The sequence below is a fragment of the Bacillus sp. SYZHCR11 genome (assembly GCF_057196865.1).
In genome coordinates this window covers 532135-554946 of record NZ_JBXUND010000002.1, presented here as the reverse complement: position 1 = coordinate 554946, position 22812 = coordinate 532135, and the positions used below count along the sequence as shown (strand labels likewise).

25 protein-coding genes are annotated in these 22812 nt (G+C 47.7%); 19 read left to right on the top strand and 6 right to left on the bottom strand.

Annotation, left to right across the window (positions count from 1 at the left end; all coding sequences use genetic code 11):
* Positions 1–18 precede the first annotated feature (18 nt).
* Entirely contained in the window at positions 19–1473 is a 1455-nt protein-coding gene (locus AC2CGA_RS09450; RefSeq protein WP_014305990.1) for an NCS1 family nucleobase:cation symporter-1, read from the top strand.
* 35 nt (positions 1474–1508) lie between these two features.
* Here the strand turns inward: AC2CGA_RS09450 and AC2CGA_RS09445 are convergent, their stop codons facing one another.
* Positions 1509–2705 carry an MFS transporter gene (locus tag AC2CGA_RS09445; RefSeq protein ID WP_057080288.1) on the bottom strand — a complete coding sequence of 399 codons (1197 nt, stop codon included), beginning with the start codon at positions 2703–2705 and terminating at the stop codon, positions 1509–1511.
* Between the two features lie 24 nt (positions 2706–2729).
* Positions 2730–3143, bottom strand: coding sequence for a MarR family winged helix-turn-helix transcriptional regulator (locus AC2CGA_RS09440; protein ID WP_014305988.1), 414 nt, complete (start codon positions 3141–3143; stop codon positions 2730–2732).
* Positions 3144–3474: 331 nt separating this feature from the next.
* Here AC2CGA_RS09440 and spoIIID point away from each other — a divergent pair, with 331 nt between their 5' ends.
* The 4 genes from spoIIID (at position 3475) to AC2CGA_RS09420 (ending at position 6740) form a co-directional block, all read left to right on the top strand.
* Positions 3475–3756: a sporulation transcriptional regulator SpoIIID gene (gene spoIIID, locus AC2CGA_RS09435; protein WP_003151236.1), complete on the top strand. Its 282-nt coding sequence runs from the start codon at positions 3475–3477 to the stop codon at positions 3754–3756.
* A gap of 179 nt (positions 3757–3935) precedes the next feature.
* Positions 3936–4937, top strand: a complete 1002-nt coding sequence (gene mbl / locus AC2CGA_RS09430; RefSeq protein WP_003151237.1) for a cell shape-determining protein Mbl — start codon at positions 3936–3938, stop codon at positions 4935–4937.
* Between the two features lie 159 nt (positions 4938–5096).
* Entirely contained in the window at positions 5097–5894 is a 798-nt protein-coding gene (gene flhO / locus AC2CGA_RS09425; RefSeq protein ID WP_484480177.1) for a flagellar hook-basal body complex protein FlhO, read from the top strand.
* Between the two features lie 24 nt (positions 5895–5918).
* Complete coding sequence (locus tag AC2CGA_RS09420) at positions 5919–6740, top strand: flagellar hook-basal body protein (RefSeq protein WP_046341500.1); 822 nt, start codon at positions 5919–5921, stop codon at positions 6738–6740.
* A 17-nt stretch (positions 6741–6757) separates the two neighbouring features.
* On the opposite strand, the gene AC2CGA_RS09415 is transcribed toward AC2CGA_RS09420, so the two are convergent.
* Positions 6758–7822: a tetratricopeptide repeat protein gene (locus AC2CGA_RS09415; protein ID WP_003151240.1), complete on the bottom strand. Its 1065-nt coding sequence runs from the start codon at positions 7820–7822 to the stop codon at positions 6758–6760.
* A 195-nt stretch (positions 7823–8017) separates the two neighbouring features.
* Here AC2CGA_RS09415 and fabZ point away from each other — a divergent pair, with 195 nt between their 5' ends.
* Positions 8018–8443 (top strand): 3-hydroxyacyl-ACP dehydratase FabZ, encoded by a 426-nt coding sequence (gene fabZ, locus AC2CGA_RS09410; RefSeq protein ID WP_003151242.1) that lies wholly within the window; start codon positions 8018–8020, stop codon positions 8441–8443.
* Between the two features lie 56 nt (positions 8444–8499).
* The gene (mscL, locus tag AC2CGA_RS09405; RefSeq protein ID WP_003151243.1) at positions 8500–8895 is read left to right on the top strand and encodes a large conductance mechanosensitive channel protein MscL; all 396 of its coding nucleotides are present in this window, start codon (positions 8500–8502) and stop codon (positions 8893–8895) included.
* A gap of 45 nt (positions 8896–8940) precedes the next feature.
* Here mscL and AC2CGA_RS09400 read toward each other — a convergent pair whose 3' ends face one another.
* Entirely contained in the window at positions 8941–9351 is a 411-nt protein-coding gene (locus tag AC2CGA_RS09400; RefSeq protein WP_003151245.1) for a YwpF-like family protein, read from the bottom strand.
* Positions 9352–9523: 172 nt separating this feature from the next.
* Between AC2CGA_RS09400 and AC2CGA_RS09395 the strand changes: the two genes are divergently transcribed.
* The 4 genes from AC2CGA_RS09395 to AC2CGA_RS09380 all read left to right on the top strand — a co-directional run bounded on the left by AC2CGA_RS09395 (position 9524) and on the right by AC2CGA_RS09380 (position 12162).
* A complete protein-coding gene (locus AC2CGA_RS09395) occupies positions 9524–9877 on the top strand; it encodes a hypothetical protein (protein ID WP_003151247.1) in 354 nt (117 codons plus the stop codon).
* A gap of 97 nt (positions 9878–9974) precedes the next feature.
* Positions 9975–10316, top strand: a complete 342-nt coding sequence (locus tag AC2CGA_RS09390) for a single-stranded DNA-binding protein (RefSeq protein ID WP_003151249.1) — start codon at positions 9975–9977, stop codon at positions 10314–10316.
* 209 nt (positions 10317–10525) lie between these two features.
* A complete protein-coding gene (gene glcR / locus AC2CGA_RS09385; protein ID WP_003151250.1) occupies positions 10526–11308 on the top strand; it encodes a transcriptional regulator GlcR in 783 nt (260 codons plus the stop codon).
* Positions 11305–12162, top strand: a complete 858-nt coding sequence (locus AC2CGA_RS09380) for a Cof-type HAD-IIB family hydrolase (RefSeq protein ID WP_046341445.1) — start codon at positions 11305–11307, stop codon at positions 12160–12162. Before glcR ends, AC2CGA_RS09380 begins: the two co-directional genes overlap by 4 nt.
* A 112-nt stretch (positions 12163–12274) precedes the next feature.
* On the opposite strand, the gene AC2CGA_RS09375 is transcribed toward AC2CGA_RS09380, so the two are convergent.
* Entirely contained in the window at positions 12275–15049 is a 2775-nt protein-coding gene (locus tag AC2CGA_RS09375; RefSeq protein ID WP_015387589.1) for a DEAD/DEAH box helicase, read from the bottom strand.
* Positions 15036–16646 (bottom strand): SWIM zinc finger family protein, encoded by a 1611-nt coding sequence (locus tag AC2CGA_RS09370; RefSeq protein WP_003151257.1) that lies wholly within the window; start codon positions 16644–16646, stop codon positions 15036–15038. The genes AC2CGA_RS09375 and AC2CGA_RS09370 overlap by 14 nt, the downstream gene beginning before the upstream one ends.
* A gap of 203 nt (positions 16647–16849) precedes the next feature.
* Between AC2CGA_RS09370 and AC2CGA_RS09365 the strand changes: the two genes are divergently transcribed.
* From AC2CGA_RS09365 to AC2CGA_RS09330, 8 genes are all read left to right on the top strand, one after another.
* On the top strand, positions 16850–16993 hold the full coding sequence (locus AC2CGA_RS09365) for a YwzD family small protein (RefSeq protein ID WP_003151259.1): 144 nt from the start codon (positions 16850–16852) through the stop codon (positions 16991–16993).
* Between the two features lie 215 nt (positions 16994–17208).
* Positions 17209–17955, top strand: a complete 747-nt coding sequence (tkmA, locus tag AC2CGA_RS09360) for a protein-tyrosine kinase activator TkmA (RefSeq protein ID WP_014305983.1) — start codon at positions 17209–17211, stop codon at positions 17953–17955.
* Positions 17942–18631: a CpsD/CapB family tyrosine-protein kinase gene (locus AC2CGA_RS09355; RefSeq protein ID WP_025853583.1), complete on the top strand. Its 690-nt coding sequence runs from the start codon at positions 17942–17944 to the stop codon at positions 18629–18631. Before tkmA ends, AC2CGA_RS09355 begins: the two co-directional genes overlap by 14 nt.
* Before the next feature lie 45 nt (positions 18632–18676).
* Complete coding sequence (locus tag AC2CGA_RS09350; RefSeq protein WP_139885464.1) at positions 18677–19441, top strand: tyrosine-protein phosphatase; 765 nt, start codon at positions 18677–18679, stop codon at positions 19439–19441.
* A 199-nt stretch (positions 19442–19640) separates the two neighbouring features.
* Positions 19641–20966, top strand: a complete 1326-nt coding sequence (locus tag AC2CGA_RS09345; RefSeq protein WP_015387591.1) for a UDP-glucose dehydrogenase family protein — start codon at positions 19641–19643, stop codon at positions 20964–20966.
* A gap of 63 nt (positions 20967–21029) precedes the next feature.
* Complete coding sequence (locus AC2CGA_RS09340; protein WP_003151271.1) at positions 21030–21818, top strand: YwqG family protein; 789 nt, start codon at positions 21030–21032, stop codon at positions 21816–21818.
* Positions 21819–22099: 281 nt separating this feature from the next.
* A complete protein-coding gene (locus tag AC2CGA_RS09335) occupies positions 22100–22534 on the top strand; it encodes a coiled-coil domain-containing protein (RefSeq protein WP_003151273.1) in 435 nt (144 codons plus the stop codon).
* The gene (locus AC2CGA_RS09330; protein WP_003151276.1) at positions 22534–22794 is read left to right on the top strand and encodes a YwqI/YxiC family protein; all 261 of its coding nucleotides are present in this window, start codon (positions 22534–22536) and stop codon (positions 22792–22794) included. The genes AC2CGA_RS09335 and AC2CGA_RS09330 overlap by 1 nt, the downstream gene beginning before the upstream one ends.
* Positions 22795–22812: the final 18 nt, after the last annotated feature.

Here is a 22812-nt window from a genome sequence, read left to right as displayed (position 1 = left end):
ACATGCGGGAGGGAGAAAATGACAAAAATAACGAGTGATCGGCTGAGCAACAAAGATTTACTGCCTTTAGAAGACGGCGAACGGACATGGAAGGCGGTGAATTTTGCATCCATCTGGATGGGTTGTATTCATAATATCCCGACCTACGCGACTGTGGGCGGGCTCATTGCGATCGGCCTTTCTCCGTGGCAGGTGCTCGCCATTATCGTGACGGCGTCACTGATTTTGTTCGCCGCTTTGGCCTTGAACGGCCATGCCGGAACGAAATACGGCCTGCCTTTTCCGGTCATTATCAGGGCTTCTTACGGAATATACGGCGCTAACATTCCGGCGCTTCTCAGGGCATTTACAGCCATCATGTGGCTCGGAATTCAAACATTTGCCGGGAGCACTGCCTTACACATTCTGCTTTTGAACATATGGCCGGGCTGGGGGAGTCTCGGCGGAGATTGGAATATATTCGGGCTTCATCTGCCGGGCTTTCTGTCGTTCATTTTCTTTTGGGGCATTCATCTGCTTGTGCTGCGGCACGGCATGGAATCGATCAAAAAATTTGAAGTGTGGGCGGGCCCGCTTGTTTATCTCGTCTTCGGCGGCATGGTCTGGTGGGCGATAGATATTGCCGGCGGGCTCGGTCCGATTTACTCACAGCCGGGAAAGTTCCATACATTTTCTGAAACGTTTTGGCCGTTTGCCGCCGGAGTGACGGGCATTATCGGAATATGGGCGACGCTGATTCTGAATATCCCTGACTTCACCCGGTTCGCCGCGTCGCAAAAAGAACAGATTCGCGGCCAGTTTTACGGGCTGCCGGGAACGTTTGCGCTGTTTGCGTTTGCAAGCATCACGGTGACATCCGGATCACAGGTAGCATTCGGAGAACCGATTTGGGATGTGGTGGAGATTTTGGCGCGGTTTGATAATCCTTTCGTTATCGCTCTTTCGGTCATCACACTTTGCATCGCCGCCGTCTCGGTTAACGTGGCGGCAAACATCGTGTCACCGGCCTATGACTTGGCGAATGTCCTGCCGAAGTATATTACATTCAGAAGGGGAGGGTATTTGACCGCCGTTTTGGCTCTGTTCACAATACCGTGGAAGCTGATGGAGAGCGCCACGAATGTATATGCGTTTCTCGGACTCATCGGCGGGATGCTCGGACCGGTGGCCGGGGTGATGATGGCTGATTATTTTATCATCAGAAAAAGGCAGCTCTCAGTTGAAGACCTTTATTCAGAAACCGGACAGTACACTTATTACAAAGGCTATAATTACCGGGCCTTTGCCGCGACGTTTCTCGGCGCGTTTATTTCTTTAATCGGAATGTACGTCCCGGCGTTCGCCGGCATCTATGATATCTCCTGGTTTGCGGGTGTCATTTTGTCATGTCTCGGTTATACGGCGCTTATGTACATTCATCCTCCTTATGCAAAAGCGGAGGGACGAATCGTGCGGGAAAGAGCGGCCGAATAAAAAAAGCCGGGGGCTGCCCCCGGCTTTTTGTCATATCAGTCTGCGATTGAAACGTTTCCGTCCGCTTCAAGCGGCGTTCTTTTTTTCTGGCTCCAGCCATACAGGAGCAAAGCAATCAGGACGAACAGCCCCGCTGCCAGATAAATCGAATGGAATCCGGCCGAAGCGACGAAGAGGCCGAATACATATGACCCGCCGGCAATCCCGCTGTCAAAGAAAGTGAAGAAGGTCGCCGTCGCAAAGCCTGAACGGTGTCCGGGCGAATTTTGAATCGCCAGCGTCTGCATACACGGTACGATAGAGCCGTATCCGAGACCGATTACGGCACCGGACAAGAGAAGCATGAAGGCGCTGTTTGTCATCGCCAGCATGCAAAGCCCCGCGGAGAACACGATAATCGACGGATAGATGACGATTCCCGGCCCCACTCTGTCAAACAGCTTTCCTGTGAAAGGACGGGCGGCCATCATCGTCACGGCGAAACAGACGAAGAAATAGCCGCTGACATCCAACAGGTGGATCGTCTTTGCATAAACGGATAAATATGAAGTCACACTTGAATAACAGAAAGAAATGGACAACCCGACAATCGCGATTTTAAGCGCGCCTTTTTCAAACATGTCGGAGAAAGAAAAACGGAACACAGTCGTTCCGCTGTTGTTTTGATCCGGCACACGAATCATAAAAGCAATCAGCAAGCCTAAAGAAACAAATACAGCAAAAAGCGTAAAGAACACCGGGAACGATATGACTTTCACAAGGCTCAGTCCGAGAAACGGACCGATCGCCATGGCAAGGTTCATAGACATCGCAAAATAACCGAGCCCCTCGCCGCGCCGCTTGGCGGGAATAAGGTCAGCGGCAATTGCGCCTGTGACCGTCGTTAAAATGCTGAACCAGATGCCTTGGAAAAAACGCAGTCCGAGCAGCAGATAGAAATTGTGTATCGGCAAATACAGATAAGAAGACAGGGCGAACAGCGCCAGAGATACAATCGTCATTCTTTTCTTACCGAACCGTTCAATAATCGCCCCTGAAAAAGGACGGGTGATAATAGCAGATAACAGGAACAGGCTGATCAAAAGCCCTCCTTGCGATTCACTGCCGCCAAGCTCCTGAATCATATAGATAGGCAGCACGGCCAAAAATGTATAAAAGAACACAAAGACAAATAAATTTACGAGTACGACCATAATAAAATCTTTGGTCCAGATCGAGTCAGATTTACTCAAAAGTACAGCACTTCCCTTTCTTTATTATTTCGTTAAAAACACATTCAGAAACTCAGAAAAAGCTTCCTTATCTCCATCTTGGAAATCCGCAAGCATGTCTTCCTCGAACTTCAGCATCTCTTGATTGATGCTGTTGTATTTCAATTCAGCTTCCTTCGTCAGGACGACGAGCTTTTCCCGCTTGTCTTCTCCCTGTTCCCGCTGAATCCAGCCGTTTTCTTCAAGGCGTTTGATCGTTCTGGTAACGGTCGGCGCCTCTACGTTCAGATAGGACCAGATTTCTTTTTGGGTCATCGGTCCGATCGTTTTTAAGCAATATAGGATTGACCATTGAGAGGAGTACAGGCCGAATGGTTCCAGCCGTTCATTGGCTTTCTTCGTAATCAGGCGGGCGCATTGATTGATTTGGTGAATGAGGCGTCTGTTGACGTGGATCATTTCCGTTCTCCTTTTCAAAAAACTTACCTAAGTAACTAATTGTGCTGTTTCATTCTACAGCAGGATCGCGCGGATGTAAACCCCCCGTTCAAAAAGCAGAAAATTATGACCCGCCCCTTGTCCTTATTGAGTTTTTAGCATATTCCCAATTCATTGCTAATACACTGTTACAAACCTATCAAAGAGAGTGTTTGAGGTGAGGGATCGTGGGCATATTTCTAAAACCTTCTTATATAATCGGACAACGAAGAAGCTGCATCATCAGTGAATCTGTTACAGAATACGGATCTCATTTCACACTTCTCACATCCAACTGGGGAGGTCGAGTGGTGTGCACGATTACATCAAAGAGCGAACAATCAAGATTGGTAAGTATATCGTGGAGACGAAAAAAACCGTTCGTGTCATTGCGAAAGAGTTTGGTGTTTCCAAAAGTACCGTACACAAAGATCTGACAGAACGCCTGCCTGAAATCAATCCTGACTTGGCGAATGAAGTAAAAGAAATACTCGATTATCATAAATCCATCAGACATTTAAGGGGGGGCGAGGCGACAAAATTAAAGTACAAGAAGGATGAAATTCTTGAAGGGGAGCCCGTTCAGCAGCCGTAGCGCCTGACGTCTGCCGGGCCCTTTTTTCTCCTCCGGGCGGTTTCGCGAATATCCGCAAAATTTTGTCAAGAACTTATATCGTTCAGCAGCTTTTTTTTGATAAATTATGATAATATATATAATTAGGGCACAATGTGGATATTTTACTGTGAAACAGATATCAAGGAGGATATAAATAGATGTTTGCAAGGGATATTGGAATTGACCTCGGTACTGCAAATGTACTGATCCATGTAAAAGGAAAAGGAATTGTTCTGAATGAGCCTTCCGTTGTGGCACTTGATAAAAACAGCGGCAAAGTGCTGGCTGTCGGTGAAGAAGCCAGACGAATGGTTGGACGTACACCTGGGAATATTGTTGCGATCCGTCCGCTGAAAGACGGCGTAATCGCAGACTTCGAAGTAACTGAAGCTATGCTGAAACATTTCATTAATAAGCTGAATGTAAAAGGACTTTTCTCAAAACCGCGCATGCTGATCTGCTGCCCGACGAATATTACATCCGTTGAGCAGAAAGCGATTAAAGAAGCAGCTGAAAAAAGCGGCGGAAAGCATGTGTACCTTGAAGAAGAACCGAAAGTTGCCGCTATCGGCGCGGGTATGGAAATCTTCCAGCCGAGCGGTAACATGGTTGTTGACATCGGAGGCGGTACGACAGATATCGCAGTTATTTCTATGGGCGATATTGTCACCTCCTCTTCTATTAAGATGGCTGGGGACAAGTTTGACATGGAAATCTTAAATTATATCAAACGCGAGTATAAGCTGCTGATCGGTGAACGTACCGCTGAAGATATTAAGGTGAAGGTCGCAACGGTTTTCCCAGACGCACGTCATGAAGAAATCACCATCCGCGGCCGTGACATGGTTTCCGGTCTGCCGAGAACGATTACAGTAAACAGCAAAGAAGTGGAAGAAGCCCTTCGTGAATCAGTTGCCGTCATTGTGCAGGCCGCCAAGCAGGTTCTTGAAAGAACACCGCCTGAATTGTCCGCTGACATCATCGACCGCGGCGTTATCATTACCGGCGGGGGAGCGCTGTTAAACGGGCTTGACCAGCTTCTTGCCGAAGAGCTGAGGGTGCCTGTTCTTGTCGCTGAGAACCCGATGGATTGTGTTGCGGTCGGAACCGGCGTCATGCTGGATAACATGGACAAGCTTCCAAAACGCAAACTGAGCTGATGATAAAACCTCATTCTGAAAAAGAATGGGGTTTTTTTCTGTCAAACCCTTCACGAACGGGAATGTAAATCCGATAATAAGAAAAAATGCTGATTTTCATTATAGAACAAATGTTCCGGTGAGGCAACTGGAAATAATGCTATTTCAGAGGTGGAAGACTTGTTAAAAGGATTATATACCGCAACGTCCGCAATGATTACACAGCAGAGAAGAACGGAAATGCTGTCAAATAACATCGCAAACGCGAATACGTCAGGATACAAAGAGGATCAAGGTTCAATCCGCGCCTTTCCCGAGATGCTTCTGAGCCGAATAGAAGGCGATAAAAAAACGAAAATCGGTTCCGTCAACACAGGCGTATACATGCAGGAGCTGAAACCGTTGTTTACGCAGGGAAGCCTGAAAACGACCGATCAGCCGACGGATATCGCGCTTATGGAGAATCAGGTTCCCAAGAATGCCGAAACGAATGAAAACGCCGAGCTGTTTTATCCCGTGCAGACTGCGGGCGGCGTCCGTTATTCAAAAAGCAGCACTTTCTCATTAAATGAAAACAATCAGCTTACGATAAACGGAAACCTTGTTTTATCAACAAACGGACAGCCGATTACAGTCGACAATGAAAAATTCACGGTAACAGAAAACGGAACGGTCACGACAAACGGCCGGCCGGCGGGGCAGATTGACATCAGGGTGGAAGAAGACGTGCGCAATCTGAAACGGGACGGCAATGACCTATACAGCACGGCCGACGGCACTGAACTGCCGAGCGCGGCGGCGAATCCCCAGGTCTCGTATTCATTAAAGCAAGGCGTCTCGGAGCTTTCGAACGTGGACGTGACGAGCACGTATACAGAAATGACGGAAGCATACAGATCATTTGAAGCCAATCAGAAAGTCATTCAGGCTTACGATAAAAGCATGGATAAAGCCGCAAATGAAATCGGCAAAGTGTAACAAAATGGGGGACGTTCAATTATGATGCTCAGATCAATGCTGACGGCTTCAACAGCCTTAAATCAGCTTCAGCAGCAGATGGATACAGTCAGCAGCAACCTTTCAAACAGTGATACGACAGGCTATAAAGCGAGGGACTCCCGCTTTTCCGAGCTGATCAGACAGCAGTATGACCATATAGATGACAAAAAGGAAAATTCGCCGAACATGCGGAAAACGCCGCCCGGCCTTCGTCTCGGCGCCGGAACGGTCATGACTCCGCAGCTGGACTCAGGTCAGGGCAGCATCAAAAAAACCGACCGTGACCTTGATATCGCGTTCACCTCACCTTATCAATATCTTCAGGCAGAAGCGGACGGACGGCGGGTGTATACAAGGGACGGCTCACTTTCCCTCAAGCCGGCCGGCGGAAATGACCGGGTGCTTCAGCTGATGACAGCGGGAGGCAATCCCATTCTCGATGAGAACGGCCAGCCCATACAAATTGACAGTTCGCTGAATCAGCTGAAAATCAGCAAAACCGGAACGCTGACTGCTTCAGACCAGGCAGGAACCCGTTCGCAGACGTTTAATCTCGGCATCGTCAATGTCAATAATCCTCAGGCGCTTCATGCGGAAGGGGATAATCTGTTTTCCGTAAACGGTGCGGGGGCTTCAGCGATTGAAGAGCTTACCGGCGCAAACCGGCAGGCAATCGGCATGGAGCAGGGCGCGCTTGAAGGTTCAAATGTCGATATGTCAAAAGAAATGACCGACCTAATCGTGTCTCAGCGTTCCTATCAGCTGAACAGCCGCACGATTACATTGGGAGACCAAATGCTGGGCTTAATCAACTCAGTCAGATAAAAGAAGGGGCGTTTTGATCAGCCGCGCATGATAAAAAATGCGGCTTTCTCAAAATCGCCCTTTTTTTTGTAGTAATCAGTAATATCCTGAAGCAGCACTTCCAAATCCACCCACGCTTCAATTTTCTGCAGCTCCAGCACGAGCTTCTGCAATCGGTCGTACGGGTCCTCCTGAGCGGTGTACAGTATGTTGAGCGCGGTCAGCTTCAATTTCATAATCTTGTTCTGCACTTTTTCAGATATATATAAACCTTTCTGCAGCACGGTTTGTCCTTCGGCGGCATATCCGGTTTTAAAAAGTGCTCTGACCGCTTCGTATACACAATGCAGGTAGGAAACGGGAGACTCTTTCTCGAAACGCTGATTGCCCAATACCTTTTTGTAAAAAGGGAGGGCCTCTTTATCTTTTTTCTGGGCGGTCTTTAAAAAACCAAAATTATAATAGGCGTGGCACAGCAGGTTATTGTCATTGATCCGGTCCGTTATCTTTATGGATTCATTAAAGAGCTGTTCTGCGTCTTCATAGCGTGCCTCGTCTATGTAATTCACGGCGAGAAGCAGACGGCAGCTGAGCGTTTTTTTGATGTAGCCGAATTCACCTTGATAGATTTCCAGCGCTTTATTGACATATTGAATGGAGAGCGCAGGCGACTTCATCATGTAATATGCACCCGCTGTTTTATAATAAAATTCAGCGGCTTCGAAACGGTCCTGAATGGCCGGCAGGTACTGTTCAGCTTCTTTAAAGCGGCAGACAGCACGGTTCGGAGCGCCATTCACCATATGGAATAACCCTTTGAAAAAATAGAAATAATAAGTTAATTCATGATCCATCTCATCTTTGCGCCGCTTCAGCTCGCAGAACAATTTAGTCAGACCGTCTTTTTTCTCAAACAGCAGCTGAAACCGTGCGAAAAACAGCTGATATCTGAGTTTGAGCTTTGCATTCTTTTGTAATTTGGGGAGATGCTGATTGATTTGTTCGTGAAGGGAACGGGCTAGATCGAATTGGCGTTTTCCCATGGCGTCATACCACTCATTCAGCATCACCAGCGTACGTTTTTCAGTAAACTTAGCAATCATCTTCCAACCTCTTTGCATAGGGTAAAAATCTTTATTTATCATAACACATTAATGGACGAGGCTCATTGCCAGCTGGTTACAGTTTACAGCGCGGTTGAAAAAGAAATTGATTCATAATATACTTCCAAATGTACAGATTGGTTAGCGCATATACCTTCTATACATACTATTGTCGATGAAGGAGATGTCAAGAAAATGCTTGATACTCAGCAAATTAAAGAAATTATTCCCCATCGCTATCCGTTTCTTCTGGTAGACAGAATTACAGAAGTCGAAGAAGGAAAACGGGCGGCGGGATATAAAAATGTGACGGCGAATGAAGATTTTTTCAACGGCCATTTTCCTGAATACCCTGTTATGCCGGGCGTCTTAATCGTAGAGGCTTTGGCGCAGGTCGGAGCGGTTGCGATGCTGATTAAAGAAGAAAACCGGGGCAGACTCGCATTTTTTGCGGGGATTGATAACTGCCGTTTCAAAAAGCAGGTAAAACCGGGTGACAAGCTGGAGCTTGAGGTTGATATTACCCGCGCGCGCGGTACGATCGGACGCGGCAAAGGCGTTGCCAAAGTTGACGGCGAGCTCGTGTGTGAAGCTGAATTAACATTTGCGCTCGGAGAATAAAAACAAACGAATGGGCTTATAAAAAAGCCCATTTTGTATAGAAAGGGGTGAATGTAATGTGGTCAGAATTTAAAAGCTTTGCGATGCGGGGCAATATCATGGATCTGGCAATCGGTGTCGTCATCGGCGGCGCTTTCGGCAAAATTGTGACGTCGCTCGTTGAAGACATCATCATGCCGCTTGTCGGCCTGCTTCTTGGCGGTCTTGACTTTTCAGGGCTGGCCGTGACATTCGGCGATGCTCATATCAAGTACGGAAGCTTCATTCAAACGATTGTGAACTTCTTCATTATTTCATTTTCTATCTTTATCGTGATCCGCACAATAGGGAAGCTGAGACGTAAAAAAGAAGCAGAAGAAGAGGCTGAAGAAGCAGAAGAAACAGATCAGCAGACAGAACTGCTGACTGAAATCAGAGATCTGCTGAAACAGCGGGCTCCTCACAATGACTAAGGCACAAAAAAAGGCTGGATGATTAACGTCCGGCCTTTTTTATGATTATAATTTTTGTTTAAACGCTTCAATCAGCCGGCTGCCCGAGTAGCCTTCTTTCACGAGCGACTCCAGAATGCTTTCTGATCCGGGGTGGTTTCTTGACACCATTTGACCGTAAATTAAAACTTGTATACTCTTTTCCAGCTCCACGATATTTTTGATGCTTCCCGTCAGCTGGGCGGGGCGGTTGCTTTTTTTCGTAATCGTTACAAACACCTTCGCTTCTTTCTGGCTTTTCATCAGCATGTCAAAAAAAGAAAAGTGTTCGGCCGGGACCAGTGCTTCAATTAACCAGTGGTTTTCTCCGTCCTCTTTGTTGATAATCAATCCGTCTAAAAGGGGAAACTGTTCAATCGGCTGATCGTCTTTATCTAAACGTTCCACATTCAGATCAACCAGTTTAAAGGTTTTCATCTCTTATTTTCACCCCTGTTGTCCATGTTTTTCGTTCATTTATTATAACACATATCATTTTTCCCGGGAAAATGCTGTAAGACATGCTTCATCATTTTTGTAGGCGGTCAACATTTAATCATTTCTATTTTTTCATTATAATGTAAAAGAATATGGTCATGGAGAGATGCTTATGAATCAATTGCGCCTGAAGGAAATCTATATAGAAGACGGTTCAAGGCGAAAAGACGATCATTCCTACTTGGTATGCAAAAAGGAAGATTGTGAGGTGCATCTTAACAGAAGGGGAAATGTCGTCTTTTTATATGAAACAAAAGACCGCATGGAACAGTATAAAATTCAGCTTTCATTGACTGATAAAAAGCTGAGTTTTTACTGGTTCGCATGGGACGGCGGAAAGTTTGTCCGCATGTTTGAGAAAGACTGGCTCAAAACGAAACTTTTCTCGCGGCTGCTCAAAAATACATATTACATAAGCGGTCAAAAACAAAAGTTTTTTTTATCAGAAAGAAAAACAAAAACATAAAAGCAGCCTAAACGGATAACGGCTTTTTCCGCTTTTTGCTTTCATGAGCCCTTGTACTACAATGAAGCCAGCCTCGAAAAAGAGAGGAGGATACGGCTTGTTTAACCACGTTATGCTTGTCGGCCGGCTGACGAAAGATCCGGAGCTCCGTTTTACATCAGCGGGCATTCCCGTCGCGCATATTACGTTGGCGGTAAACCGCAATTTTAAAAGCGCGTCGGGTGAAACCGGAACCGACTTCGTCAACTGCACCATCTGGAGGAAAAACGCTGAAAACACGGCATTGTACTGCCAAAAAGGGTCAATGGTCGGTGTAAGCGGCAGAATCCAGACGAGAAGCTATGAAAAGACAGACGGCGTAAAAGTTTATGTGACCGAGGTCATGGCTGATACCGTTCGGTTTATGGATCAGAAACGGAAAGAGCCGCTGGCTGAATAGCATGCTTTTTTCCTCGATTTCCCGCCTTTCAGCGGGCCCCGCAATACCTCCTTCCCACTCGCCAGTCGAAAGACTGGTTTTTTTGTGCGGAAGCTGAAAAATGGTTAAAAAGAAGTGATTTTGCTTATAAATACTTAAAAACATTGAATATATTGGGATAAAAACTTATAATTACTTACAGATAAGTGACGAAAAAAGGGAATGAGGACGTGTATCAAGAAGAAAGACTGATTGCGATAATGGAATATTTGAAACAGCACCGGCGGATCACCGCAGAACAGATATGTTCGCTGCTTCATATTTCAAGAGATACCGCAAGAAGGGACCTTGTAAAGCTGAAAGAGCGAGGGGCCATTATCAGAACACGGGGCGGCGCGATTCTGCCGTCAGTGAATCAGGAAGTTCCAGGCTATTCGGGCCGGCTGAAAACCGTTTCTGAAGAGAAAAACAAAATCGGCAAGCTGGCCGCATCCCTGATCCATAAAGGGGACCGGATCATCCTGGACACCTCGACAACCGTGCAGGCCTGCGCGGAGCATTTAAATGTCACCGGCTGCACTGTTATTACAAATTCGATCAATCAGGCCGATATCCTTTCCGCAAAAGAGGGAATTGATATTCACCTGCTCGGCGGAAAGCTCCAGAAGGAACACCGGTTTTTATACGGGGCTTCCGTTGTAGAAAAACTGGGGGATTATCACGCTGATAAGGTGCTGATCGGCGTTGTCGGCATCTCGGAAAACGGCCTGACGATTCCGCATGAAGAAGACGGCATGGTAAAGCGTAAAATGATCCGACAGGCTGAACAGGTGATTGCGCTGAGCGATCACTCGAAGCTTGGCCGTACGAGTTTTTATCAGTATGCAGACCTGCACGAGGTTGACCTGCTGATTACCGATCGGCTGCCTGATCAGGATTTTTGCGATCTGCTCGACCGGCACGGCGTAGAATTGCTTGTAACTGAATCTGAAGAAGAGGATGAGGACATGTGAAACTGATTGCCATAGATCTGGACGGCACACTGCTGAACAGCAGTCATCAAGTAAGCGATGAAAACAAGCGGGCTTTAAGGGAAGCCCGGCAAGCGGGAATTGAAATCGTGGTTTCCACTGGACGCGCGCATTTTGATGTGCACTCCATATTCGAACCGCTCGGCATAAAAACATGGATTATCAGCGCAAACGGAGCCGCCATTCATGCTCCTGACGGCAGCCTGTACCATTGTGAAGCGATTGAAGAATCAAGAGCCCGCGGCATTTTGTCATGGCTTGAAGAGAATCAATATTATTATGAGGTGTTTACAAACAAAGCCATCTATACGCCTGAAACCGGCAGGCAGCTGCTCGATATCGAAATGGACCGGGTGAAAAGCGCCAATCCGGAAATCGATCTTTCCGTTTTGGAACAGGCGGCTTCAGTGCAATACAGCCAGTCCGGCTTTGCTTACATTCATTCATACCGTGAGCTCTTTGAGAAAGAAGAGCATCTGGATTTTTATAATATTCTCGGATTTTCGTTTGATGAGCGGAAGCTGAAAGCGGGCTGGGACCGATTCAGCGGTCAGAAAGATCTCACCCTTGTCAGCTCTGCCGATCACAACTTTGAAGTGGCGTCTCGAAACGCCTCAAAAGGGCAGGCGCTCAAACGGCTGGCGCAAAAGCTCGGCATTCCGATGGCTGAAACCGCCGCGGTCGGTGACAGCTTAAATGACTATTCAATGCTTCAGGCGGCCGGAAAAGGCATAGCGATGGGGAATGCGAGAGAAGATATTAAAGAGATCGCTGATGCCGTTACATTGACAAATGATCAAAACGGCGTTGCGTATATGATCAGGAATTTACTGTGAAAGGTATGGCGATACTGTTCATGACTGGCGTGACGCATTCATGGCAAATGCGGCGTAACAGTAAGGACGACATAAAAGACCGGCTCTTCCGAGAGAGCCGGTCTTTTTGCGTTTAATGTGATTGCGCCGATGCGCTGAGGGTGAATAATTCTTCAAGCTCATCGGATGACAGCTCGGTAATCCAATTTTCACTTTGGATAATCTGATCGTTCAAAGTTTGTTTCGTTTCGAGCATGGCATCAATTTTTTCTTCAATCGTTCCCGTCGTAATGAGTTTGTGAACGTGGACGAACCGTTCCTGGCCGATTCGGTAGGCGCGGTCGGTCGCCTGGTTTTCCACCGCCGGATTCCACCACCTGTCATAGTGAATGACATGATTGGCAGCCGTCAGATTCAGGCCGGTTCCGCCCGCTTTCAGTGACAAAATCAGCGTCGGGTATTCTTTCTTCTGGAACCGTTCGACGAGGGAATCGCGTTCCTGCTTGGACAGGCTTCCGTTTAAAAACTGAACCGGTTCTCCGAATGTTTTTTCCAGGAGGCGCTTCATCATGTTGCCCATCTGAATGTATTGGGTGAAAATGAGGCAGCTTTCCCCTTGTCCGCGGATCGCCGCCATTAAGTCAAGCAGCTTTTCCAGTTTGACGGATCTCCCGTTTAACAGCTCTGTCTGTTCTTCCTTCAAATAGAGCGCAGGATGGTCGCATATTTGCTTCAAGCGGCCGAGCATGCTCAGAATCAGCGCTTTCCGCTGCATCCCGGTCAGAGAAGCCATATGTTCAAATGTATCTTTGACAAGCTGTTCATAAAGGGATGCCTGTTCGGCTGAGAGCGGGATAAACTCTTTTTGTTCCAGCTTGTCAGGAAGATTAAGCGCCACTTCTTCATCCCGTTTTGTCCGGCGCAGTAAAAACGGCCGGATTAACTGCTGAAGCTGGTTGATTCTTTTTTCGTCACGGTCTTTTTCAATCGGCAGCACATAGCGTTTATGAAAGCCGGTCAGACTGCCGAGATAGCCTTTGTTCATAAAATCAAAGATCGACCAAAGCTCTGTCAGGCGGTTTTCCATCGGTGTTCCGCTCAGCGCGATATGATGGACGCCTTTCAGCTTTCTGATTGCGCGGGACTGCTTCGTATGCGCGTTTTTAATGTTTTGCGCTTCATCAAGGCAGACGGTGCTCCATGTCACGGAAGAAAGCTCTTCCTGATCGGCGTGCGAGAGGCCGTAAGAAGTAAGAACGACATCCGCGTCCTGATAGGCCGGGACAAATGCTTCCCCCTTCGGCCTGCGGGGGCCGTAATGAAGCACGGCCTTCAGCTGCGGCGCGAAGGTCTGGAGCTCACGCTGCCAGTTGCCGAGCACCGATGTCGGCGCAATGATTAAGGCAGGCGCTTTTTGCCGGCCGCTTTCCTTCACATGGAGAAAATAAGCGATCATCTGAATCGTCTTTCCAAGTCCCATGTCATCTGCGAGACAGGCGCCGAAGCCGTTTTCCCGTAAAAACAGAAGCCAGTTCATGCCGTACATCTGATAAGGGCGGAGCTGGCCCTGAAACGCGGCGCTGACTTCATGCTCCGGCAGATCCCCGGCATCCGTCAGTTTGCGGATCAGGCTTCTGAGATGCTTTGATAATTCGATCTTGATCCCGGCAAATGCCGATGAGTCAATGATGTCCGTGTCCTCGGCTCCGTTTTCCCCGTGATCCATCAGTTCGCGCGCCAGCACGTCGGACATGTGGAGGCCCTCAGATTCCGCTTTTTCCATCAGTATTTTCATCTGTTTAATAAATTGCGGATCAATTTTCACCCATTGGCCGCGGATGTTGACGAGACGTCTGTTGTTTGCGACAAGCTCATTGAATTCATCCTCTGTCAGCTCAATCCCGTTCGTGGCGAATCTCCAGTTGAAATCAAGCAGAGCGTTCATGCCGACGAAGGACTCGCCCCGCGGGGAGGATGACACTTTCGCCTTAAGCATCATATTGCTGTCCCGGACAATCTGCCACCATGATGGGAGAAGAATCTCCACACCCATATCGACAAGCGTCTCACTCGCTTCCGATAAGAAGATCCAAGCCTCTTCTTCAGATATCAGCGTCGTTCCTGAATCAAACGAAAGCCAGGGAACCGTTCTGCGGAAGCGGTCCTGTTCACGCGCGATTTTTCCGCTGTATGCCTGCCACGCTTTTTTCAGCCCTTTCAGTCCGTCGAAAAAGGTGATGGAGCCGGTTTTTTTCTCACGTAAAAACATCTCGATTTTCCAGTCGTCACCGTCGAAATCAGGCTCGTTTAATCGGAGGCCGACGGTAAACGGCGTCAGATCGTCATGCCAGCCGATTCCCTCCAGAAAATCCTCTTCATCCAAAAAGGAGCCTTTAAACGTATGAACGGCCGGCGAACGGGTTTCGATCCGCCGCCATTTTTCCAGCAGGTCATCATTGTACTGAATGTAGTCCTGTACCGCGGCTGAGAACCAGTCTGCCGTAAAGCCTTCCAGCAAAAGCTCGCGGTCTTTGAAGCGCAGGAGGCCATTTTGCCATGCGTCATAATCCGGAAGAAAATCGCCGTCGGCAATAAATTCGTATATCGTCGAAGCCGCTTCGATTAACGGTTCCGTTTCCTTTGTCAGCTGCACGGTGCTGAATGAATTGAACGAGTTTTTTCCAAGCAGCTCGACGGTCATCCAAGGGCTGAGCAGAACGGCCGGAGTGCCGATGAAGCTGACGTCTTCAAGAAACGTTCCGTAAAAGGTGGACTCATGCCATTGGAACAAATGAGTCTTCATCTGACTGAGAGTAAGCGGCTGCTCCTTCTCATCATGGCTTGACAGCGTAAATGTCCAATCTTCCATTTGTTCTACATGAATGAAAATTTCCTTAAGACTCGCCATCAATCAACTTTCCTTTCTGCAATTCTTCTTGAAGGGCGCGCAGCCTCTTGTAGCTTGCGCTCAGCCGGCTGATATAACGCTCCCATACCTGCTGTTTTTTTGCCTTTTTATAAAGCGTCCGCAGTTTTTTCAGATGGCGCGCAGCCTCTTTATAGGCGCTGCGGTTTTTTTGGTCGATAAAAAAGGCCGCCGCCCGGTGATAGGAGGGGATGAGCGCTTCCGGATCACTGGCGGCAATTTCCTTCAGGATGTCCTTTTCAATTTCCCAGACGGAAAAACCGACGAGGCTGTGAATCTCCACCCATTCCGCGTACCGCCGTTTTTCGTACAGGTACTGGCTGTATTCGGTAAAGGTATAGGGAAGGCAGCCGGAAGCAAACCGTTCAAACAGCTGATCATCCCGTGAGTGCCGCGCATAATCCGCCAACAGTGCAAACAGCTCTCCGATGATGTCGCGCATTTCTTTAAACGGCTTATCAAGCTTCGTATAGTTCACGGCAAGCGGTTCGATCCGGCCATACCATGTTTTCAGCCGTTTCCAGTCTTTTTTCGCGGTGAGTTCACCGAGCCATTGAAAAGTGTACGGCAGCGCTTCAGGAGGGAAGCGGGACATATCTTCAAAGACCGCTTCATCATCTTTTTGCAAAAAGGCCAGATGAAGCCGTCCGAACCGCACTTCCGGCGAAAAACGGCGCCCGCTTTCCTGTTCGAGAATCTCCTGTTCACGCGCGACCCATTTCGGCCGGTTCAAAAGCGCGCTCCACATTTCACCGAATACCCGGAGGCGTTCGTATTGAAAAAGCTCTTCTTTCACAAGCAGTCTGCGGAGCACCGGGGGCGTCCGGTCTAAAAAAGGATCGAGTGAAAAAGACAAGGCGTACGTTTTCAGTCTGTCAATGGAGGAATAAATCGTATCCATCAGCTGTTCCACGTATGGATTAATGCTGTAATAATCTTTTTCGGCATCCAATCTGCCTGACTCAATCAAAGTGAACATGTGAAGCCAGACGGCAAGCGCCGAATGAATCTGATATAAGCTTTTAAGCTCGGGTTTTTTCGGGGCGTGTTTTTTGAGCGCTGACAGATAGCCGTAATAAAGGCCCTGCATCGTCTGGCTTCCGGCCGGCGTCCGCGCCTCCCACAGCGAGAATTCCGAATCAAAAAAAGCGAGCCAGCTTGACAGCGACTCTTCATTCGGCAGCACTTTTTCCTGAAACTGCCGGCGGACAAGCTCCCTGCTTTCCTCAAGCTTTTCTCTTTCCAGCCAATGTTCGGTAAAGGTACCGACCCGCTCGAATTGGGCATATACGTAAAGAAAAACGGCGAGCACGTGGCGGCAGATCGCCTCAGACGGGCATGCGCAGCCGCTTTTCACCATGAAAAATAAGTTCAGCGTGACCCTTACAGGCACAACATCCTGCACATATGCGGAAATCTCTGTCGGGGTTTGAACCTGTATACGATAGACGGAATCCTGCCGATATAAAATGAGTGCTTTCTTCATCAGCTGAACATTGTCTTCATTGTAAGGAAGAAGTTCTTTAAGCTGTTCAGCCGCTGCGAGCACATCTTCTTTAGCAATCATATCCTGAAGCATGATTATCGCTCCTAACGAGTCACAAAATAAAAAGATTCCAATTCCTCTATTATATCGCAACACATGGCCCGGAAAAAGTTTTTCCTAAAAAAGGACATAAAAACCCGAATGTGTCGAATGATGTATTAGAGATTGCAAAACAGCACCCGACAGCATATAATAATCTTGTTTTCAATTTAATGGAAGCCGAAAGGAAACGAATGATGAAGAAAACGAAGTTAGATCAAGAGGAGTTTCTGAAGATTTTAATGCATGCGCACGACATCGGTGAGCAGTCCTCTGAGATGACCACAAAAGAAATGCTTGAGAATTTGATTTCTTATATTAAAAATGGATATGCAACATAAAATCCCGCAGCCTCCTGGCCGCGGGATTTTTTAATCTTCCTGTGACACCAGTATTTAAAGCGCTTACAAATATAAATCAGATTGAAGTGATTGTCTATTTTTGTCGAATTTTGTCATTTGAAAAGGTTAGAAATGACAGTTTAAAGCTGTATAATCGTAATTGGAAAAGATCATTGGAGGGAATGGGAATACACGGAAAGTGATATGGAGGTTATATGGGAGAATCTGCAAGCATAAAGGAAATATTCGCAATACTGAGAAAGCGTCTGCTGTTTATACTTATTATTACCGCGGCGGCATCTTCCGCAGGCGGTCTCATCAGTTTCTTCGCTCTTACGCCGGTCTATGAAAACTCAACTCAAATTTTGGTCAGCCAATCCAAAAACAATCAAAAAGAAGTCCAATTCAATGACGTTCAAACCAACCTCCAATTAATCAACACGTATAATGTCATCATCAAAAGCCCGGTCATCCTCGATGAGGTGATTAAACAGCTGCATCTGTCCATGACTTCGAAAGAGCTGGAATCGAAAATCACGGTATCCAGCGAGCAGGATTCACAAGTCGTGACGATTGCCGTTCGGGATACGGATGCTAAGCGGGCGGCCGTTATGGCAAATGCGGTTGCATCCGTTTTTCAGGACAAGATCACCGCCATCATGAACGTGGATAATGTCAGCATCCTTTCAAAGGCCGAAGCGTCGGACAGCCAGTCACCGGCAGAGCCTAACCGTAAGCTGAACATCGCGATTGCGTTTGCCGCCGGACTTTTGGGCGGAATCGGTCTCGCCTTTTTGCTGGAACATCTGGATAATACGATCAAATCGGAAGAACAGCTGGAAGCGCTGCTCGGCATCCCGATCCTGGGAACGGTTACTTCAATCAGTACTAAAGACAGCGTTGCCAAAAGCTTGAGGATGGCGGAAACCAAACAAGCGGGAGGCGGACATGTTGACGCGTAAAAAAGACAAACCCGGAAAACGAAGCGTGATTGCGATGTCTGAGCCGAAATCCATCAACTCAGAACAATATCGCACGATTCGCACAAACATTGAATTTTCTTCCGTTGATACGGAGGTGAAGTCCCTTTTGATCACATCCGCCGGTCCGGAAGAAGGAAAATCGACAACCGCGGCCAACCTTGCCGTCGTATTTGCACAGCAGGGGAAAAAAGTGCTTTTAATTGATGCGGATCTGCGCAAACCGACGGTTCATTTCACCTTCAAATTGGATAACGGAACCGGATTAACGTCGCTGCTGTTAAAACAGCTGCCGTTTCAGAAAGCCGTCCTGCCGGCTGATGAAGCAAACTTGGATATTTTAACGAGCGGGCCGATCCCGCCCAATCCGGCGGAGCTTTTATCGACGGGTGCGATGAAAGATCTTCTGTCAGAAGCAGCCACAGTTTATGATAAGGTGATTTTGGATACGCCTCCCGTTTTGGCCGTAGCCGATACGAAAATATTAGGCAGCTACACTGACGGGGCCATTATGGTGATCTCAAGCGGGAAAACGGACAAAGAAAAAGCGGCCAAGGCGAAAGAAGCGCTCGATTACTGCCCGTGCAAGCTCCTTGGGGCCGTTATGAACGGGAAGAAACAAACGAAACATTCGGACTACGCCTATTACGGACAATAATGTCACAATGGGCGCGGTCCATTCTTTTTAAGGAGGGATTGAAATATGATAGATATCCATTGTCACATCCTTCCTTCCATAGACGACGGCGCGGCGGATGATACAGAAAGCCTGAAGATGGCGAGAGAAGCGGTCAGACAGGGGATTGATACGATCATCGCGACGCCGCATCATGTGAAATACCGCTATGACACGGATCGGCATACGGTCAACGAAGCGGTCAGCCTGTTAAACAAACGTTTGAATAAGGAAGGCATTCCGCTGACTGTTCTGCCAGGCCAGGAAATCAGAATAGACGGAGATCTGCTGGCAGGTCTTCAAAGCGGCTCGCTTGCCCCGCTCCATAATACAAAGTATGTGCTGGCGGAATTTCCGGCGGATCATGTCCCGGCCTATGCTGAAAGGCTGTTTTATGAACTGCAGCTGAACGGATATGTCCCCGTCATCGCCCATCCGGAGCGGAACAGGGAAATTCGCGAAAATCCTTCCGTCCTTTACAGTCTTGTGAAGAAAGGGGCGGCCGCCCAAGTGACGGCCGGCTGCATTGCCGGAGCATTCGGGCGGAAAGCGAAATCCTTTTCGCTGCAGCTGATGGAAGCGAATTTGATCCACTTTCTCGCATCTGACGCCCATAATCTCAGACCGAGAAATTTTTATTATCAGGAGGCGATCAGCGTTCTGAAAAAAGAAGCAGGGGCGGAGCTGATTTACATGCTCACGGAAAATGCGGCGCTTCTCGCTGAAAACAAAGCCGTTTATAAGGAACCTCCGCTGCCTGTGGCCCGCCGTAAGCGCTGGGGTCTTTTTTAATCGTCGTCTCCATCCCGTTTAAATGAAGCGTAAGCGGCTGTTTTGCAAGATGGTTCTTTTATGCTTATGCTATTATCAGCGGCCGGCGCCGTTTTTTCCTATCATGACCTCAGGCTCCCGGCATTCCGCCGGCGCCGGGATCATATGATAATAGCGGTAAGCTGCCCAGCAGCAATTTCTAAACGGTTGGGGGAACACGATGAAAATAACAGTGATCGGAACAGGCTACGTCGGTCTTGTGACAGGAGTGTCTCTTTCAGAAATCGGCCATGACGTAACATGCATAGATATTGACGAACGTAAGGTTGAGCAGATGAGAAAGGGATTGTCCCCTATCTTTGAACCGGGCCTTGAAGATATGATGAAACGAAATATCGGCCGGCATCGGCTGGCATTTGAAACGAGCTACGAAAAAGGGCTTGCGGAAGCGGACGTTATTTTTATAGCGGTCGGAACGCCGCAAAAAGAAGACGGGCACGCAAACCTTACTTATATTGAAAATGTCGCCGAACAGATTGCCGAACATATTTCTAAAGATGCGATCGTCGTGACAAAAAGCACGGTTCCCGTGGGAACGAATGACAGAATCAGCGAAGTTATTCATTCACGGCTGAGAGCGGACGTGAACATTTCAATCGCTTCGAATCCGGAATTTCTCCGTGAAGGTTCGGCGATTCACGATACCTTTCACGGCGACCGCATCGTGATCGGGGCTGAAGACCGGCAGACGCGGGAAACGCTTGACCGCGTTTTCGCGCCGCTTGCGATTCCGGTATATCATACGGACATCAGAAGCGCTGAGATGATCAAATATGCGTCAAACGCATTTTTAGCGGCAAAAATCAGTTTTATTAATGAAATTTCTCATATATGTGAAAAAGTCGGTGCGGATGTGGAATCAGTCGCACACGGAATGGGATTGGATAAACGGATCGGCAATCAATTCTTAAGAGCCGGCATCGGTTACGGCGGTTCCTGTTTTCCGAAGGATACAAACGCCCTCGTGCAGATCGCGGGACATGTGGAGCATGATTTTGAATTGCTGAAGTCCGTCATTAAAGTCAACAATAACCAGCAGTCCATGCTGGTTGATAAAGTGCTGAACAGGCTGGGCGGTGTGACGGGGAAAACCATCGCGTTATTAGGGCTGTCTTTTAAGCCGAATACAGATGATATGCGGGATGCCCCGTCCATTGTCATTGCGGATCGTCTGGCGGCTCTTGACGCCCGGATGACAGCGTACGATCCGATCGCTTCATTCCGGGCTTCCGGGCTGCTTCCGGCTGCGGTTTCCTATCGGGAGTCCATAGAAGAAGCCGTCAGGGGAGCGGATGCCGTCCTGATTCTGACAGATTGGGAACAAATTAAACACTTCCCGCTTGAAGCGTACAAAGAGCTGATGGAAACCCCGGTTATTTTCGACGGGAGAAACTGCCACTCGCTTGAGGAAGCGGAACAGGCCGGCGTGGAATATATCTCAATCGGAAGAAGAGCCGTCGTGCCTCAGACTGATTCTGTCACTTGAAAGGCCGGCGGTCCGCGCCGGCCTTTTATCATACAATCATTAGAGACGAAGGAGATATTAATCGTGGAAAACACATGGAAATTGCCGAAGCAAATGGAATCATCCCGCGGTCTGCTGGAAACGTCAGCACGGCCCTTTATCAAACTGCACGTCAAAAAAGCTGAAACGGGACGGTATGACAGTAAAATTGCCGGAGACCCCTATTTTCCGAAACATGAACCATACCCTGAAGATGAAAGCGGCAGGCCGATGAAGCTTCTCGCCCAAATCAATTTTGCGGATATGCCCGGACTACCTGATTTTCCGGACACCGGCATTCTTCAGTTTTACATATCGGTCAGTGATGACGTATACGGTTTGAATTTTGACGACGGGTGCGCGCAAACGGGTTTCTGCGTCAAATATTTTGAGCACGTGACAGATCGGGAAGAGGAGCTCATGGATGATTTTTCTTTCGTTCAGGTTGAAGAGGAGTACGATTTTCCGATTCAATCCGAAGCGCTGATCACCCCTGAGCTGTCTGCTGAATGGGTGCTCCCGTCTGATTTTCAATTCAGGCAGTATGCCGGGATGGATGCCTTCGGCTATTTCGAGCAGTTTGACGATGAGGTGTATGACGAATATACGGTGAACGCATTCGGCCATAAAATCGGCGGCTATGCGTCCTTCACCCAGGAAGATCCGCGGTCTTATTCCCATCAAAACCATACGATTCTGCTCTTGCAAATTGATTCAGATGATGACATTGATTCGATGTGGGGAGATGTGGGAATCGCCAATTTCTTTATCAGACCGGAAGATTTGAAGAAAAAAGATTTCTCAAACGTTTTGTACAACTGGGACTGCAGTTAACGACATTATTAGAATCATGATACAAGGCAAAGGAGACGGTTAATCACTGTCTCTTTTTTTTTTAGGGAATTTATCATGGATACATAGAGGAGATCAATGAATGGATATGCCGTTTGTGTGAGTCTTTTGGCGTTAATGATGAGCATTTCGGCTGCTGAAAATAAGTCATTTAACCTATTTAAGCTGCTTTCTGTCTATTTTAAAATATAATATATGGAAATATAGTATGGAAAAGTCTGTGCTTTTTGTACGACTTTTTGCGTAAGACGAGGTGAAAACAGATGAGCCATTCAAGCACATTAAGCCATATTAACAGCACCATCAGCCATAAACTGGGCGAGATCGAACACCAAATTGATAAATTAAAAGAAGCGAAAAGAGAGATAGAATCTCTGCAGGAAGAGGGCGTGTCTGAAATCAGGGACATCCTCAGGCCGCACCTGGATCATCATTGGACCGGCACTTTTGCTGAAGAATTTGATGACCGGCGCGATCAGGCCCATACAGAAGCATACAGAATCGTCACAGACAAATACGACGGTTATATTTACAGAATCGGCTTAAAGATGACACAGCTTGAAATTGAAAAAGGAGGGCTCCTTGCCGCCAGAAGCATCGCGAGAGAGGCAGAGCACCTGCTGACGCTGGGAGAAGAAGCCCTTGACACGGTCGGAGAAAAAATACAATCAATCAAAAAAAGCTGGAGTTGGTTTTAATGGCAGAAATAAAACTCAAATACGGAGCCGTCATGAAGCAGCTTGAATCCGTCAGCAGCGCTTTGGAGGCCGTTTCTATCGGGAACGCCGGTACAAACGGAAAAAACAAGCTCGACTATACCTCCAAATACCAATCCCGCGAGGCAAAGCTTGTATCGATGATCAGCGAATACAAGCAGGCCGTTCATAAGAACATCGCGGACGTTAAAGACAACGTAGATTCTTTGAAGGAACAGGACGAGGCGATCGCTGTAAAATAACGAAAGAAAGGACTTGCC